Source organism: Megamonas sp., from assembly GCF_986095205.1.
The window spans coordinates 66,423-82,162 of the sequence record NZ_CFQVBI010000025.1; the positions used below are offsets into that span (position 1 = coordinate 66,423).

The following is a 15,740-nucleotide window of genomic DNA, read 5'->3' on the forward strand; positions in this document are numbered from 1 at the left end:
CAAACAAAATCAATAAAAATCTCGCTAATCCTTGATAAATAAACATTTTCACTAAATCCCTTCAAATCTCGTTATCGCTGGTAAAAAATAACTAAAATCCTTGTTTATCAACACTTTTAATAGTACAATAAAATCATAAAGATTAATTTTTCTAGCATTTAACTTTAACAAATGTTGTATTTGAATAAAATATAATTTAATGAATAAATAAAAAATGAAGGGATTTAACTTTAACAAATGTTGTATTTGAATATAAAAAAAGTGCCTAGTCCATAGACTAAGCACCCAATTTAACTTTAACAAATGTTGTATTTGAATTCCTGCAATGGGTAAAACAGCGTTTGCTTTAAATATATTTAACTTTAACAAATGTTGTATTTGAATATTTCTTCTGCTTCCAAATTAAAATTTCTGCCTAATTTAACTTTAACAAATGTTGTATTTGAATGCAGTAAATAAGATACCTTTTTCACCAGTTAATTTAATTTAACTTTAACAAATGTTGTATTTGAATTCAATTACTTTAGCTATATCGGCTAAAGTATTTTATTTAACTTTAACAAATGTTGTATTTGAATTTTGTAGGTGTTTTTGCTTGTTTTAAACCACCCTATTTAACTTTAACAAATGTTGTATTTGAATAATGGAATATCTCTAACCTTACCATTAAAGATCATTATTTAACTTTAACAAATGTTGTATTTGAATAAAGTTATTTGATACCAAGTTGTCCAAGAAGTTGATATTTAACTTTAACAAATGTTGTATTTGAATAGTAATAAAGTAAAAGCAGGATATACACTAAAGACATTATTTAACTTTAACAAATGTTGTATTTGAATTCTACGGCGATATATAAATCTTTTTCTATTAAAACAATTTAACTTTAACAAGTGTTGTATTTAAATTCACTCTCTAGCAATAGTATAACAATGAAAAAAGCCTTAGGAACTGACCCTTCCTAAGGCTTTTGTGCGTCATCATGAGTTTGATTTCGTCTATACTTAGTATAATATATTACATAGATTTTGCAACACAAAACTTATTGTTCTTATGCAAATAAATATTTATAATAAACTACATCCTAAAAATTAAATAAAAATGGCAACAATAAAAAAAGTACCTGCATAAAACAGGCACTTTGATAAATAAATATACGAATATTATTTTCTCACAAAAGTCATAATTATAGTATCTTCACCATAATTATGCTTCATTTTCTCATAGTCTTTAGCCTCAATAGGTGTTATAACTACAGTCTTTAAGCTAGGATTTAGTTTATTTACTTTTTCTACCACGCCTAAATGTTCATCACCATGAAAACTTCCTTGTACATGGAGGACTTTTGTACCTTTATGTTCCTTTAAAAATTCAACAATACTTTCTGCCATGGTATCATCTTTCAAACATTGAGCTTTATAGAAAGCTTCTATTCTTTCTGGTGTCATCATCATATGACTTTGACCATCACCCATAGACATATAATTTTTGAATTTATCATAATATCTTTCATACTCTACTAAATGTTTTTTTGGCAAATAAATTTTATCTTTATCTTCAATTAAAGCTAAATCGCCTACTTTTGTATATTGATTAGCTATTCTTCGTGGAATATTTGATGCTAAAACATACATATCTTTTTCTTTAGCAAATTCTACCAATGGTTTATAATCTGTTTGGTAATTTTCCCATGGACGAGAATTATTTATAAATTCTGTTTCTGTTATTTCATCATTCAAATATTTATCCATTACTGACTGAACATCTCTCTCAAACATTTCCATAGATAATATCATATCTTTATTTTGTTTATACATCTCTTGGAAAAATGATAATTCTGCTTCATGAATAGATTTTTGGTCGTGATATTCATCAAAAAATACTACATCATAATTTTGAGAAATGCTCACCGCTTTATCTAAATTAACTTTTTCCCCTTGATAATAATACTCTACGTCAGATTTTTCATCTTGTGCTTGAGCCATACCTCCCAAACAACTAGTCAATACTAGCCCACTACAAGCAATTATCTGCCAAAACTTTTTCAAAATACCATCTCCTTTTAGTAAAAATTTATTTATTAATTAAAACAAAGTAGCAAGATTTTACCCTGCTACTTTATTTAATTTATCTTATTATCTTAGAAAGTCCATTCTGCACCCAAACGCCAGATCATACCATCTAAACCAATATCACTAATCTTTTTGTCAAAAATATTATCTACACCTGCATAAACTCTATTTCCTTCACCAAATTTTTTATTGAGTACAAAATTAGTTGTAGTGAAATTGTAATCATTATCATCATAATGGTATTTATTAGCCCATTGTTGCCATAAAATCGCACTATATCCCCAATCATCATGGTCATCATATAATAATTGCAATGTAGTCATATTTCTTGCTCTATTATCTAAACGATCACCACTCACTTTATCTGTTGCATCAAGCCAGTTACTTGTTGCTTTTATTGTCCATTTATCGTCTAAATTACGACCAATTTCCATTTCCACACCATCAATTTCAGCTTCATCTACATTTACATAACTCTGATCATAATAACTACTACCTATTTGTTTTGTAGTGATTAAATTTTTAACATCATTATTGAAATATGTTAATTTACCAAAATTATTATCTTTTTCAGCTTCAAAACTGATATCCCATGAAGTAGATTTTTCTGGTTTTAAATCTGGATTACCATAAACATTGACAGTTTGCCCACCCATTGCACGATGCATTGCCATATATAATTCACTAATAGTTGGAGCTTTAAAGCCTTTACCCCAATTAGCCTTAATGCGACTATTATCACTGATAAAATATGTCGCACCTATTTTTGGTGTAACTTCCCCACCAAAAGAACTATCATGGTCATAACGCATAGATGGAATTACTAATAATTTATCATTCACTTGCCATTCATCTTGGATATATCCTGCCCAAGTATTTATTTCTTTATCTGAATAATATTTATTACTTACTATTCCATTTCCTGATTGACTTACCTGATGTACATTATCACCTCCATCACTCAAACGAGTACCTTCGACTTTATTTTGACGATATTCGCCGCCAAATGTCAAAAGATGATTATCACTTAATTGCACAGTATTCTTACCTTCTATGCCCCAAAGCGTATAAGTGGACTTATCCCAATCATATTTTGGATACATTGAACCCAAAATATTTTCCATTGGTCCTGGGAAATTATTGCGATAATTATATAAATTATTCTCTTTATCCAATCTACTATAAAAAGTCCTAATCATATAATCACTATTATCAGTTTTGCCACTATAACCTAAACTATAATCATATCTTCTATAATCATACCATTCTTTTTTATCCTTACTAGTTTGAAAAACGCCTGTTGATGTATATTTATCAGCATAATCTGCCTTTGTATGCTCATTATAATAACCAAGCGTCAAATCAATTTCTTTATCATTGCCTAAATCCCATGTTCCAGCAAAATTAAAATCTTGGATAGGGCCATAATAATTACTGCCTTCATCTCCAGCTTGCATATCTTTGCGTATATCACTAAAACGCATATCAAAAGTAGAACTGAAATTTCCCTGTTTACCAAAATCTATATGATAATAATTATTTATAGCTTCTGATCCTGTAGAAAGACCTACCATAACTGATGGCTCTTTTGATTTTTTAGTGATGATATTAATTACTCCACCTAAAGCATCTGAACCATATTGTGCTGAAGCACTACCACGCACAATTTCAATACGTTCAATATTTGACAGACTCAAACGACCTAAGGCATAAACATTTTGTGTGGCACTTGTATCTTCTCCAGCAAATCTTTTACCATCTATTAAAATTAAAGTATGATTTGTACTCATTCCACGAATCATCACATTATGACCTGCCATACCTGCTGAAGTTACATCTACATTAGCTGCCAAACGAAGTGCAGAATAAACATCTGTTGCTCCTAATTGTTCAATATCTTCTTTAGTAATTACTTCTACAGTTTGCGGCACAGCTTTTACTTCCTCTTGAGTTCGTGTAGCTGTAACTACTACATCTGGTGTATTTATCACGTCATTATTTTGTATATCTTGTGCATATACTGGACTTGATAAACCTAATAACACTGATAAAGTCAATAAAGTTTGTTGTTTTTTTGTAGATAATCTCATTATATTAACTCCTTTGTATGTAATTGTTTATATTAACAATAATCATTATCATTAATATAAACAGATTAAACGTATTATTTGCTTTTCTTTAGCTATGAATATTTTTTATTTAAAAAGTAATCTCTGCTCCTACACGCCAAATTCTACCTTCTAAATAAATATCTCCTATTTTTTTATCTCCAATATTATCTACACCTGCATAAACTCGTCCACTTCGACCATCATCAAAGGCGAATTTTTTATTTACTACAAAATTTAAAGTATTATAATCATAATTTTCATTAGCATAATGATAATTACTTACCCAAGAATTCCAAAGCTTAGCACTATATCCATTAATATCATTATCATCATAATTCAATTCTAAAGTGGAAATATTATCGGCTGTCGCAGATACTTTTTCCCCATCACTATCTTTAGCATTGAGCCAATTACTAGTCGCTCTAATAGACCAATTGTCATCAAATTGGCGACCTACTTCAAATTCTACGCCATCAGTTTTGGCATCTTGAGCATTGATAAATGTATTTTTTCCATTTACCTTATCATATGTTATTAAATTATCGTATTTACTATTAAAATAATTTAATTTCAACCAATTATTATCTTTTTCAGCTTCAAAACCGAGTTCCCATGTAGTAGCTTCTTCTGGTCTCAAATCTGGATTTCCATATATCGTAGTAAAACCATGATCTTGCCCAGCATATAATTCTACTAAATTTGGAGCTCTCCATGATTTACCCCAATTCGCTTTTATACGACTATTATCACTTAGAAAATAAGTTGCACCTAATTTTGGTGTCGTTTTTCCGCCAAATTGTTCATCATGGTCATATCTCACTGCTGGAATAAATAAAATTTTATCATTTATAAACCATTCATCTTGAATATATCCCGCATAGGCAGAATTATCTTTACTATTACCTTCACCTAAAGCTAATATTGGGCCTTCTACACCTATATTTTTATATTCAACACCATAAGTTAATAAATGCTCATCTCCTGCTTGTACTGTATTTTTAGCTTCAATACCTAAAGTATCAAATGTATTTTGCTTATAACTATTATTTTTACTGCCCTTATATTCTTCCTTATCATATCGATTATAATAAGCTCTAACCATATAATTACTATTATCGCCTTTTCCATTATAAGCTATACTATAATCTTGATTTGTCTTATCATAATTTGTAGAACTTTTGCCCATTCCCATAGAAGAATAATCTGTTATTTTTTTTGATTTTTCATCATAATAACCTATATAAAAATCTAAATTATTACTATCATCAAATGCATACGTTCCACTAAAATCATAATTTGTTCTAGGGCCAAAATAATTCGTCCCTGTGCCACCGACAAATTCACGTTTACGATATTTGGCAAAATTAGCATTCACTACCCCATTGAATTTACCTTGCTGACCTAAATCAAAACGATAATAATTATTCATGACATCAGTTCCTGTATTTGCTCCTACAGTTACAGATTGTTCTTTGGATTTTTTCGTAATAATATTGATTACTCCACTTTCAGCATCTGCACCATATTGAGCGGAGGCTGCACCTCTAACAATCTCAATGCGTTCTACACTAGATAAATTTATCTTATCTAAATCAAAAGCTCCTCTAGTCATTGATGAATATTCATTTGACATTCTTCTGCCATCTAATAATACTAATGCACCTGCATTTTTCCCACGGACCATCAATCTATGACCTGCACCGATTTGAGAAACATCAACATTTGTTGCCAATTTCAAAGCAGAATAAATATCTGTTGCTCCTAATTGTTCAATATCTTCACTGGTGATGACTTCTACAGCATTAGGTACAGCTTTCACTTCTTGTTGCGTTTTCGTAGCTGTTACCACTACATCTGGTGTTTGGATTACTTCGCTGGCTTGCGTGCAACTTGTCAATCCCATCAATATAGATAAAGTTAAAAGTGTAGATTTACGTTTTTTTGTTAGCATTGCTCGTCTCCTTTATTATAAAATTAAGTTTTATTAATAATAATCATTATCATTTATACTTTAAAAATTATGGCAGTTATCAAAATTAATCATAACTGCCGTATTTTATTTATATATTTAACCTTGTGCTGCTATTGGCTGAACTTCAAAAGATTTTTTGCCCATTAATAATTGTTGTGTAAGTTCTATTATTGTCTGTGTGATATTATTTTGCCAAAATTGACCAGCAACTGTCATTTTATAAGTATGGCCACATTTTTCAAATAAACCATATTCCACCCAAATATTGAGTACTTCTTCTAATTGTAAAAGTTCTTCACTATATACTTGAGCTAATTTTTGTATATTTACCATACAATTTTCAGTCTGTGCTTGAATATCCTTAAATAAAACTTTGCCTTCTGCTTCTTTTGTTAAAACCATCAATGGCCATTTTCCTTCATCAATAGCATTCATATAACGCTGTAAATCTCTATTTAAAAACATAGAAATATCTCCTACAAAACCGCCAGCCCCTGAACCAAATGGTATCACATCAGCTCCTGATTTTGCCAAAGTATTATACATACTGCGTTCACGATTTGTTTTTGCCCAATGACAAACACTCAATCGCTTATAACCTAATTCATCTAAATATAAAATAGCTGCTTCTAAATATTTTGCCTGCTGTTTTGTCGTTGCCGCAGGTGGTATTTTGCCATTATCTATCGCTTTTTTTAATGCAGATTGTTCAAACACATTTAATTGATACAAATCCATACCATCAATTGGCAAACTATCTGCTATTTTTAAATCATTTACAAAGTTATCCACACTTTGAGCAGGTAAACCATAAATCAAATCTATGATTAATACGGCTTGATTATAACTTGCAGCTCGTTTAAGATTTTCAATAACAGTTTCTTTATCATCTTTGCGTCCCATACTTTGACGAATAGCTGTATCAAAAGATTGTACACCCACAGATATGCGATTTACACCATGTTTAAACCATACTTGCAATTTTTCATCAACTAAATCATGCACACGAGCTTCCATAGTTATCTCGCAATCATTAGCAAGTGGCAATACTTCATTCATAGTTTTTAATAATCTATCTGCATTATATGGCGATAATGTAGATGGTGTTCCACCACCAAAAAATACAGCATTGATCACACTATCTTGTACATATTTATATTCTTTTGCCATCAATAATTGCTTGATTAATCTATCTACATACATGGTTTCGCGTTCTTCATTAGAATAATTTTGGAAAAAACCACAGTATAGACAAATTTGACTGCAAAAAGGAATGTGTATATATACTGCTTTCTTTTTACTTTTATCTCCTTTTCTTTGCATATATTCAAGCCAAATTTCTTGCTGTTTTACAGGTGGTACCATCTGTCCATTTGCCCCTGGATGAACTACTCTTTTTTTACTAAAAGTCTCCGTCAAAGGCTGACAAGATTTTTCCCCTATCATCATCTTATATTGTTCAGTTGATAGATTATCCAATATTTCTCTTATTTTGCTCATAAGTTCATTTCACCACTCATTTTTGCTTTAATCTCACTAAATACTTTCTTTGCATTAGCCAAATCTTGCTCATCAGGGTGTGTACTAGCTTTGCGATGACGTTCTAAACGCTTTTCATCTACTGCGTGAAAATTTTCTTTAGAAACTTTCGTGCCAAACATTTTTTTCATTGCCTCTAATAATTTAGGATCAATCTTTCCTTGGCAGATAAATCTCCCCATAACCTCATTAGAACTATCTAACATATCTATACCATTTTGCAAGCTAGTTTTTGCATGTTCTGAATCTGGTTCAGCTCCTAGCGTAGCATATACAGCCACTTTACTATTGCGAATGGATTTCAAAAATTTACTAGCTTTTGCATCAGCTGTTCCTTTGTCCACCCAAAAACCTACAACAACTAAATCATAACCTGTAATATCAGGATTATCTTCTACTTTATAAATATCACAATTCGGAGCTAAAACTTCGGCAATAGCTTCTCCTACCATTTTTGTATTACCTGTTAAACTAGAATAAACTACTATTGATTTCATTTTTTATCTCCTTCTTTTCTATAAAAAATATATCTTTACTCAAATTATAGTCTAAATTTATCTTAAACACACTAAAATTTAAAACTTTTATTTTATATCAATTAGATTATTCATTATAATTTTTTAATTGATGTCTACTAATTACCAACAAGATTAATGTGATAATTATTAAATAAATCATATCTAACAAACTATACATACTAAATACTTCTGTACGCAATAAATTATTCGCTAAAGTCAATGGCAAAATTCCCACTACAATCTGCAACCAATCCGGCAAATTATACAACGGAAAAAATGTACCACAGAAAAACGTCATTGGTGTAATTATAAAATTTATCACTGAAGATAACGCATCTGGATTTTTTATCCAAAGACCTATGGCAATCCCTAAAATACCAAAGCAAAAGGCAGATAATAAAATCCCTAAAAATCCCCAAAGGCTCAACATTGGCACATCAAAAAACATCATAGCTATGATATAGATAATACCTCCAGCTATAAAGCCACGAGTAACTCCAGCTAAAGTGATACCTAATATAACTTGAAAAGCCGAAATCGGACTCAATAATAATGTCTGGAATGTTTTAAAATAAAATCTTCCCACACTCACTGATAATGCTGTCTGTTGAAAAGCATTCATCATGACTGTTATAGATAGCATTCCCTTTGCCAAAAAAGGTAAATAACCACCATGGATGTTATTCATTACAGGTCCAATCCCCATGCCAAAGGCAAATAAATAAATTATCGGAAACATCACCGCTGAGAAAATATATCCTAATTTTCCCATCTTCTTTTGCAAAAGTGCCATTTCACGCATATATACTGCTAAAAAATTCAAAATCAATAAGCCTCCTTACCGATAAATCGTAAAAAAGCTTTTTCTAAAGTTATATCTTCATTTTCATCTTTTTGCATTATCTGCTTTATTTTTTCTACTTCATCTATCGCCAATAATTCTCCTTGTTTTAAAATAGCGATTTTATCACAAAGATATTCAGCTTCTTCCATATAATGAGTAGTGATAATTACACTTATCCCCATATTTTTTAGTTTTTTTATTTCTTGCCAAATATCATATCTCACATCAGGATCTAATCCCACACTTGGTTCATCTAACAATAAGATTTTAGGCTTTACTAATAAAGCTCTAGCAATCATTGCTTTTCTAGCCATACCACCGGATAATTTCTCAATCTTTCTATCTTGCCAAGTATTCATTTCAAATTGAGATATTATTTTTTCCACTTCATATTTATAATTTTTCACCTTATACAAACGAGCATAATATAGCAAAGCTTCTTTAACGGAAAATTCTCTTTCCATATTATTATCCTGCATGACAAAACCTAGCTTAGACTTTATCTTTGCTCTTTCTTTATCAGCATCAATCCCTAAAATATCAAGCTTACCTGAATTTGCTCTGCTTAAACCAGATATTATCTTCATCATACTCGTTTTACCAGCACCATTAGGACCTAAAAGCCCCAATATCTCGCCTTCTTCAAGTGTCAAACTTATATCTTTTAAAATAATTTTATCCTTAATTTGTTTATTTATCTTATTTAAACTTAAAACCTGCACTAATTTTTCTCCCCTTGTTTTACATCATAAGGGAAACAAACTAAATGTTTTTGTCCATTTTGTTCTAAAGACATGACTGACGTTTCTACATCATATAAATCACAAAGTATTTTTTCTGTAAATACATCTTGCACCAAACCTTCAGCAAAAATCTTGCCTTTTTTCACCGCCACTAAGCGATGACTATATCTAGCAGCATGGTTTAAATCATGCAAGACCATAATCACTGTGATTTTTCTTGTTTCATATAATTTATATACTAAATTCATCAAATCCAATTGATGTTTTACATCTAAATACGTAGTCGGTTCATCTAATAATAAAATCTCTGGGTTTTGAGCTATCGCCATTGCCAGCCATGCTCTTTGACGTTCACCACCAGATAAAGTATCTAATCTTCGATATCGCATATGTGATGTATTTGTCTGCGTCAATGCTTCTTCGATTTTTTCTTCATCAATTTTATTTGGCGAAGAAAATAATCCTTGATGTGGCATTCTACCATAACAGACTAAATCATAAACAGTCATATCCATTGGAGCCGTTGAAGATTGTGGCAATATTGACATTTTGCGTGCTATATCACCAGGTTTCATTTTTTGAATGTCTTTTCCTTCTAATAAAACAGTCCCATGTGTAGGCTTTAATAATCTACCTAAAGATTTTAATAATGTGGATTTTCCTGAACCATTTGGCCCAATAATACTTATTATCTCTGATTTATCTACCTTGAAATTCAATTTATCAGCAATGATTTTTTGCCCATATTGCAATGTAAGTTTATCTGCTTGTAAAATCATCTCTTTTGCATTCCCCTTTTCAATAAATAAAGGAAAAACGGCGCACCAATAAATGACATAAATACACCTACAGGCACCTCTATCGGACTAAAAGCAGTCCTTGCCACTGTATCCGCTACAATCAGTAAAATTCCACCAAAAATAGCTGAACTAGGCAATAAATAGTTAAAATCAGAACCCACTACTAGACGCATCATATGTGGCACTATAAGACCAACAAATGTGAGCATACCTGCCACGCTCACAGCAGAAGCAGCTAATAAAGCCGCCAGCGTAACGAGGAAAAATCTTGTAGCTTCCACTCGTGTCCCCAAACTTTTTGCTACATCATCACCTAATTGCAAAGCGTTTAACAATTTACTGCTGATACTCACACCTACTAAACCAATGATAGTATATGGCAAAATCATAGTTACATGCTTCCATGAAGCACCTGAAAAACCACCTGCCATCCAATTCACTGTACCTTGAATTTTATCGGAGAAAAATACCATCAAACATGTCATACCGCCAGCAAAAAATGCTGAAACTGCCACACCAGCTAAAATCAATTTAAGTGGCTGAATACCATCTTCCCATGCCAGTGCAAATAAAATTAAAGTCGCTACCATCGCTCCTACAAAAGCTACGATTGGCACCATATTCGTATATTCAGGTAAAATAATCATGACTACCATAGCAGCAAGACCAGCCCCTGCTGATACCCCAATAATACCTGGATCTGCCAATGGATTTTTCAATACACCTTGTAATATACAGCCTGCAATAGCTAAATTTATACCAGCAAACATCGCTGTAAGCACTCTAGGAATGCGAATGTGATATAAAATTCTATAACTTTCTGTATTTTGAACACCTACAAACACATTATATAAATCGCTAAATGATGTATTTGCTGTACCTATAATCATGCTGATAAATAAAACTGCTACCAACAAAATCAATCCCAAAAACATCACTAAATTGCGTTTTTTACTTCTAGGATCTCTTATCTTTTCACTTATACTAGCAATAGCCATTACCATACCTCATATTTTTTATTCTTGTAAATATAAATCATCTGCCAATATATTTATCGCTTTAGCTATATTAGTACCAGGATTTACAGCAAATAACTGATATGGTAATACATATACTCTATTATTTTTCACAGCAGATATATCTTGCCACAAAGGATTTTGCCCTAAATTTTCATCTATACTATTTTTTACTGCGTCCACATCACCATGAGTTACTACAAATATCGCCTCTGGATCTTGTGTAGCAATATATTCCATTCCTAATGGGATATAGCCACTGTCTTTTGCTACAGAATCCACATTATCTGCTATATTATTACCACCTAAGCGTTTTAATAAATCTCCTGTAAATGATTTACTTGTTGCCATGCTAAAGCTATCTGTCGTTCCCCAAATTATCAAACTTCTTGGAGCTGTTTTATTTTCTGCTCTAGCAATCGCTTTTTCATAATCAGCTTCTATTTCTTTGATTTTTGCTTGAGCAATTTCTTCTTCTCCTGTTAATTCTCCATAAAAACCTAAAGTGGATATCACATCTTCATATGTGTCTAAAGATTTAATCAACACAGGAATATTAGCTTTCTCTAAAGTAGGAATTAATTGCTGATGAAAAGGTACATTTACACCAATTACTAAATCAGGTTGTAATTTCAAAATAGTTTCTACACTAGGATTGTGAATTACACCGATTTGCTCTATATTTTTTGTTCCTTCTTTGACTTCATCACTCAAAGCTTCTGAAGTCGGTTTTCCCACTATTGTATTAGTCTCTTTACCGCCAGCATAATAATATAAATCTAAATGAGAAGCATTTAATAATACTACACGTTTAGGATGTGTTGGTATCGTTACCTCTCTACCTGTGCTATCTGTAACGACTCTTGTTGAGCTGATATTATTTGTATCTTCTTCATGTGAGCGAAAGCCTAAAAACAATCCGCCAATAGCTATCAAACAAATAATTCCAAAGATTACTTTTCTCAAATAGCCACTCATATTTTCACCTCTTTATTTTCAATCAACTTTTTATACAAATTTTATTTACATCTTTGCCAATTTTACTTATACAACTACATTTAGGACATTTTATTTCTACATATTTAACTTTTCCATAAAAAAGCAATCTATTACATCGCTTACATCTATGTTCTGGTAATTTAGTTAACGTTTTCTTTTCGTCTTTTTTTTCATCATCTATAATAATATTTTCGATTTCTTCTTGTTTTAATATAACTTCTTGCATCAAAAACATCTCTTTTCTCAATATCAATTCAAATAAAAATTAACAGGAACATTCATACTAATACTTTCGCCTAAACCATGACTAAATGGACATGCATTATATACTGCATTTAAAGCAGCCTTATCTAAGTTTCCATTAACACTAGAAACTACACCTGCACTGATTAAATTTCCACTTGCATCAATAGTTACATTGATAATTACTGTACCTTGCTGATTTAATCTGACAGCTGCATAAGGATAAGATTTATGATTTTCCACAGCTTGAGCAAATCTACTTGCTACACTATATCTATCTTCGGTAACATTTGCTCCGCCACTAGCTCTTTCATTATCGCCACCAGCCATGCCTTCTGCTGTACCACCACTTCCACTGCCACTGTTTTTATTTTCGCTACCAGAAAAATTCTCACCATCTCCCTGACCAATACCGTCACTGATTGCTTGCGTATCATCTTCTGATACTGTATTTGTCATATTATTGGAAGCTGGTAAAATTCCATCTTCTGCACTAATTTCATCTTTTTCAATCTGCTTATTTTCTACATTATTTATTTGTTTTATATCTTTATTTTCATTTACTTCATTATTTTTATTTTTAATATTTTGATTATCATTATCACTATTATGCTTAAAAATATTTTCTATATCTCTACTAAATGAATTGAATGATGATTTTTCTTGAGCTTTTGCTATCTGTTCTGGTGTGTCCGCTAGATTGACTGTAATCAATTCTTCTTTTGGTCTTTGTATCTCCTGATGAAAGCCTGCTACCATAGCACCAATAGTTATGACTACTATAAAATGAAAAACAAATGATATTGAAAAAGATTTTTTCCAAATATGTTTTTTCATTGATTATTTCTCCTGAGTAGCTATGGATAATTTTGTTACACCTGCACTCTTGATTTCATCCATCACTTTGATTACTTTTCCATGTTCTACATTCTCATCAGCTCTTAAAATCACAGGAGTATCTGCTTTATCAGCTAATTGTTCCACTCGCGGTTTTATTTCTTCAATGTCCACCACAGTATCACCTATACTGATTGTGCCATCTTTCATTAGTGTGATAGCCACTGGCTTTGGTGCTTCTTTATGACTAGAAGATGCTACTGGCAAATTCACAGGCATAGATTTTTGATAAACCATTTGCAAAGTACTAAATAAGAAAAACACCATCAAGAAAAATATAATATCAATCATCGGTATAATCATCAATCGTGGTGGTCTTGCCACGCGATTACTACGTATATTCATTATTATTTACCTCTTGCCTTACTAATCACTACAGTACAAACATTTTCTACATCAGTCAAAACACTATCTAAGCGATTGCTAAAATAGCTATGCACAATCAAGGCTAGCACGGCTACACAAAGACCAGTAGCAGTCGCGATTAACGCCTCACCTACACCACCAGTGATCAATGCAGGATTATCCCCAGCAACATCTAATACTTTAAAAGAACTAATCATCCCCACCACTGTACCTAATAAACCTAATAGCGGAGCCATTGTAACGATAGTATCTAAATAATTTAAATTTCGTTTTAAACCATTTGCCCTAACAGAAATATATTCCTCAAAACTTTCCTTCATTGACATTGGACACTCACGATATTTTAAACCTATCGCCAATACATCACTGACAAAGCAACGATTATTAGCACATACTTTTTCTGTTTCTTGCCAATTACACTCTTTAGCTAAAGCTAAAATTTGTTGAGCCATATCTTTATTATCGCCACAAGTCCTCTTATAATAAATAAAACGCTCAATACCAATAGCAACAACTAAAATAGAACAAGCTAAAAGCGGATACATCACCCAACCACCATGATGAAATAATTCTAATGCACTAATAATAAAATCCAATTTAAACGCACCTTTCTCTAAATAATAATCTTCATTAAAAAGATAAAACTCCATAGAATAAATCTAAAATAAAATTTTCCTATACTCTAAATAAAGATAAATATACACAAAAAATTTTATTTAAAAATATATTCTATGGAGTTCTAGACTCTCTTTTAAAAATTACATAAACAATTATATTGAAAACAATTCTCATTGTCAAATATTTTATGAACAATTTTTAAATCTATTCAATTTTATTTTTTAGTACATTCTAACCATTCTTGATAAATATACTCTTTCAATCTATTGAAAGTATCATTATCTTTTTTACCTACAGCTTTTCCTTCAAATTCTGTAGCACGAATACACAAATCACCAGAACTACTTACAATTACTTCATCAGCATTGATTAATTCATCTACTGTAAAAGGTCTTTCTTCTACTTCAATATTCAACGCTTTACATGCTTTTAATAAATGCGCTCTAGCAATACCAGGTAAAATATATTCATCAGCAGGATGAGTGATAAATTTTTTATCTTTGATTATATGCACATTACTATGAGCACATTCTGTAACTATATCACCACGATGAAATACAGTTTCATCACAATTATTTTCCTTAGCATGTTGATAAGCTACTACACTAGGAATTAAATTCAAAGTCTTAATATTACAATGTAAAAATCTTGTATCTTCCATAGAAGTCAATTTATATTCTTTATCTTTATCAGTTATTTTTTCTGGGCAAATTGTTATCCATAAATTAGCTTTTTGCTCTTTATCATAATTATGACTTCTAAGACCGTTGCCACCACGAGTAGCTTGCCAATATACAAACAGTTCATCATCATCTAATTTTTGTACTAATTCATTCAATAAATCTTTTAAATACTCTTTAGTAAATCCTAAATTGATATTTAACAATCTAGCGCTATTAAAAAATCTATCAACATGTTCCTGAACCTCCCACGACTAAAGTCGCGGGGTTCTCGGTCAAGTATTCTAACGAATACAGTATCTCCGAGCTATCCCCATAGTTC

14 protein-coding genes, 1 pseudogene and 1 CRISPR repeat array are annotated in these 15,740 nt (G+C 31.3%); all 15 genes and pseudogenes read right to left on the reverse strand.

Going from position 1 to position 15,740, the window contains the following annotated elements; genetic code table 11:
- Positions 1 to 156 precede the first annotated feature (156 nt).
- A CRISPR array of direct repeats spans positions 157 to 908; the repeat unit is 30 nt; unit sequence ATTTAACTTTAACAAATGTTGTATTTGAAT.
- A 255-nt stretch (positions 909 to 1,163) separates the two neighbouring features.
- Positions 1,164 to 2,048, reverse strand: a complete 885-nt coding sequence (locus tag AC5LAX_RS03985) for a ChaN family lipoprotein (protein ID WP_288909547.1) — start codon at positions 2,046 to 2,048, stop codon at positions 1,164 to 1,166.
- 92 nt (positions 2,049 to 2,140) lie between these two features.
- Positions 2,141 to 4,162, reverse strand: a complete 2,022-nt coding sequence (locus AC5LAX_RS03990; RefSeq protein ID WP_288909548.1) for a TonB-dependent receptor plug domain-containing protein — start codon at positions 4,160 to 4,162, stop codon at positions 2,141 to 2,143.
- 109 nt (positions 4,163 to 4,271) lie between these two features.
- Entirely contained in the window at positions 4,272 to 6,134 is a 1,863-nt protein-coding gene (locus AC5LAX_RS03995; RefSeq protein ID WP_288909549.1) for a TonB-dependent receptor plug domain-containing protein, read from the reverse strand.
- 117 nt (positions 6,135 to 6,251) lie between these two features.
- A complete protein-coding gene (gene hutW / locus AC5LAX_RS04000; protein WP_167624478.1) occupies positions 6,252 to 7,655 on the reverse strand; it encodes a heme anaerobic degradation radical SAM methyltransferase ChuW/HutW in 1,404 nt (467 codons plus the stop codon).
- On the reverse strand, positions 7,652 to 8,191 hold the full coding sequence (locus tag AC5LAX_RS04005; protein WP_015563330.1) for a flavodoxin family protein: 540 nt from the start codon (positions 8,189 to 8,191) through the stop codon (positions 7,652 to 7,654). Before AC5LAX_RS04005 ends, hutW begins: the two co-directional genes overlap by 4 nt.
- Positions 8,192 to 8,297: 106 nt before the next feature.
- Positions 8,298 to 9,035 carry an ABC transporter permease gene (locus tag AC5LAX_RS04010; RefSeq protein WP_288909550.1) on the reverse strand — a complete coding sequence of 246 codons (738 nt, stop codon included), beginning with the start codon at positions 9,033 to 9,035 and terminating at the stop codon, positions 8,298 to 8,300.
- Positions 9,036 to 9,037: 2 nt separating this feature from the next.
- Complete coding sequence (locus tag AC5LAX_RS04015) at positions 9,038 to 9,778, reverse strand: ABC transporter ATP-binding protein (protein ID WP_288909551.1); 741 nt, start codon at positions 9,776 to 9,778, stop codon at positions 9,038 to 9,040.
- Positions 9,778 to 10,578, reverse strand: a complete 801-nt coding sequence (locus tag AC5LAX_RS04020) for an ABC transporter ATP-binding protein (protein WP_018999543.1) — start codon at positions 10,576 to 10,578, stop codon at positions 9,778 to 9,780. Before AC5LAX_RS04020 ends, AC5LAX_RS04015 begins: the two co-directional genes overlap by 1 nt.
- Positions 10,575 to 11,597 (reverse strand): FecCD family ABC transporter permease, encoded by a 1,023-nt coding sequence (locus tag AC5LAX_RS04025; RefSeq protein ID WP_278849116.1) that lies wholly within the window; start codon positions 11,595 to 11,597, stop codon positions 10,575 to 10,577. Before AC5LAX_RS04025 ends, AC5LAX_RS04020 begins: the two co-directional genes overlap by 4 nt.
- Before the next feature lie 18 nt (positions 11,598 to 11,615).
- Positions 11,616 to 12,593, reverse strand: a complete 978-nt coding sequence (locus AC5LAX_RS04030; RefSeq protein ID WP_270349217.1) for an ABC transporter substrate-binding protein — start codon at positions 12,591 to 12,593, stop codon at positions 11,616 to 11,618.
- Between the two features lie 22 nt (positions 12,594 to 12,615).
- Entirely contained in the window at positions 12,616 to 12,840 is a 225-nt protein-coding gene (locus tag AC5LAX_RS04035) for a hypothetical protein (RefSeq protein ID WP_115151850.1), read from the reverse strand.
- 23 nt (positions 12,841 to 12,863) lie between these two features.
- Positions 12,864 to 13,694, reverse strand: coding sequence for an energy transducer TonB (locus AC5LAX_RS04040; protein WP_288909552.1), 831 nt, complete (start codon positions 13,692 to 13,694; stop codon positions 12,864 to 12,866).
- A 3-nt stretch (positions 13,695 to 13,697) separates the two neighbouring features.
- Positions 13,698 to 14,099, reverse strand: coding sequence for an ExbD/TolR family protein (locus AC5LAX_RS04045; protein WP_167624485.1), 402 nt, complete (start codon positions 14,097 to 14,099; stop codon positions 13,698 to 13,700).
- A gap of 2 nt (positions 14,100 to 14,101) precedes the next feature.
- Complete coding sequence (locus AC5LAX_RS04050; protein WP_117976595.1) at positions 14,102 to 14,770, reverse strand: MotA/TolQ/ExbB proton channel family protein; 669 nt, start codon at positions 14,768 to 14,770, stop codon at positions 14,102 to 14,104.
- Positions 14,771 to 14,952: 182 nt separating this feature from the next.
- Positions 14,953 to 15,654, reverse strand: a pseudogene (locus AC5LAX_RS04055) (aminotransferase class IV); the annotation flags it as partial.
- Positions 15,655 to 15,740: the final 86 nt, after the last annotated feature.

Excerpts from the sequence above, each read along its gene's own strand:
- AC5LAX_RS03990 (WP_288909548.1), bottom strand. The coding sequence starts at position 4,162 with ATGAGATTATCTACAAAAAAACAACAAACTTTATTGACTTTATCAGTG.
- AC5LAX_RS03995 (WP_288909549.1), bottom strand. The coding sequence starts at position 6,134 with ATGCTAACAAAAAAACGTAAATCTACACTTTTAACTTTATCTATATTG.
- hutW (WP_167624478.1), bottom strand. The coding sequence starts at position 7,655 with ATGAGCAAAATAAGAGAAATATTGGATAATCTATCAACTGAACAATAT.
- AC5LAX_RS04005 (WP_015563330.1), bottom strand. The coding sequence starts at position 8,191 with ATGAAATCAATAGTAGTTTATTCTAGTTTAACAGGTAATACAAAAATG.
- AC5LAX_RS04020 (WP_018999543.1), bottom strand. The coding sequence starts at position 10,578 with ATGATTTTACAAGCAGATAAACTTACATTGCAATATGGGCAAAAAATC.
- AC5LAX_RS04025 (WP_278849116.1), bottom strand. The coding sequence starts at position 11,597 with ATGGCTATTGCTAGTATAAGTGAAAAGATAAGAGATCCTAGAAGTAAA.
- AC5LAX_RS04030 (WP_270349217.1), bottom strand. The coding sequence starts at position 12,593 with ATGAGTGGCTATTTGAGAAAAGTAATCTTTGGAATTATTTGTTTGATA.
- AC5LAX_RS04035 (WP_115151850.1), bottom strand. The coding sequence starts at position 12,840 with ATGCAAGAAGTTATATTAAAACAAGAAGAAATCGAAAATATTATTATA.
- AC5LAX_RS04040 (WP_288909552.1), bottom strand. The coding sequence starts at position 13,694 with ATGAAAAAACATATTTGGAAAAAATCTTTTTCAATATCATTTGTTTTT.
- AC5LAX_RS04045 (WP_167624485.1), bottom strand. The coding sequence starts at position 14,099 with ATGAATATACGTAGTAATCGCGTGGCAAGACCACCACGATTGATGATT.
- AC5LAX_RS04050 (WP_117976595.1), bottom strand. The coding sequence starts at position 14,770 with ATGGAGTTTTATCTTTTTAATGAAGATTATTATTTAGAGAAAGGTGCG.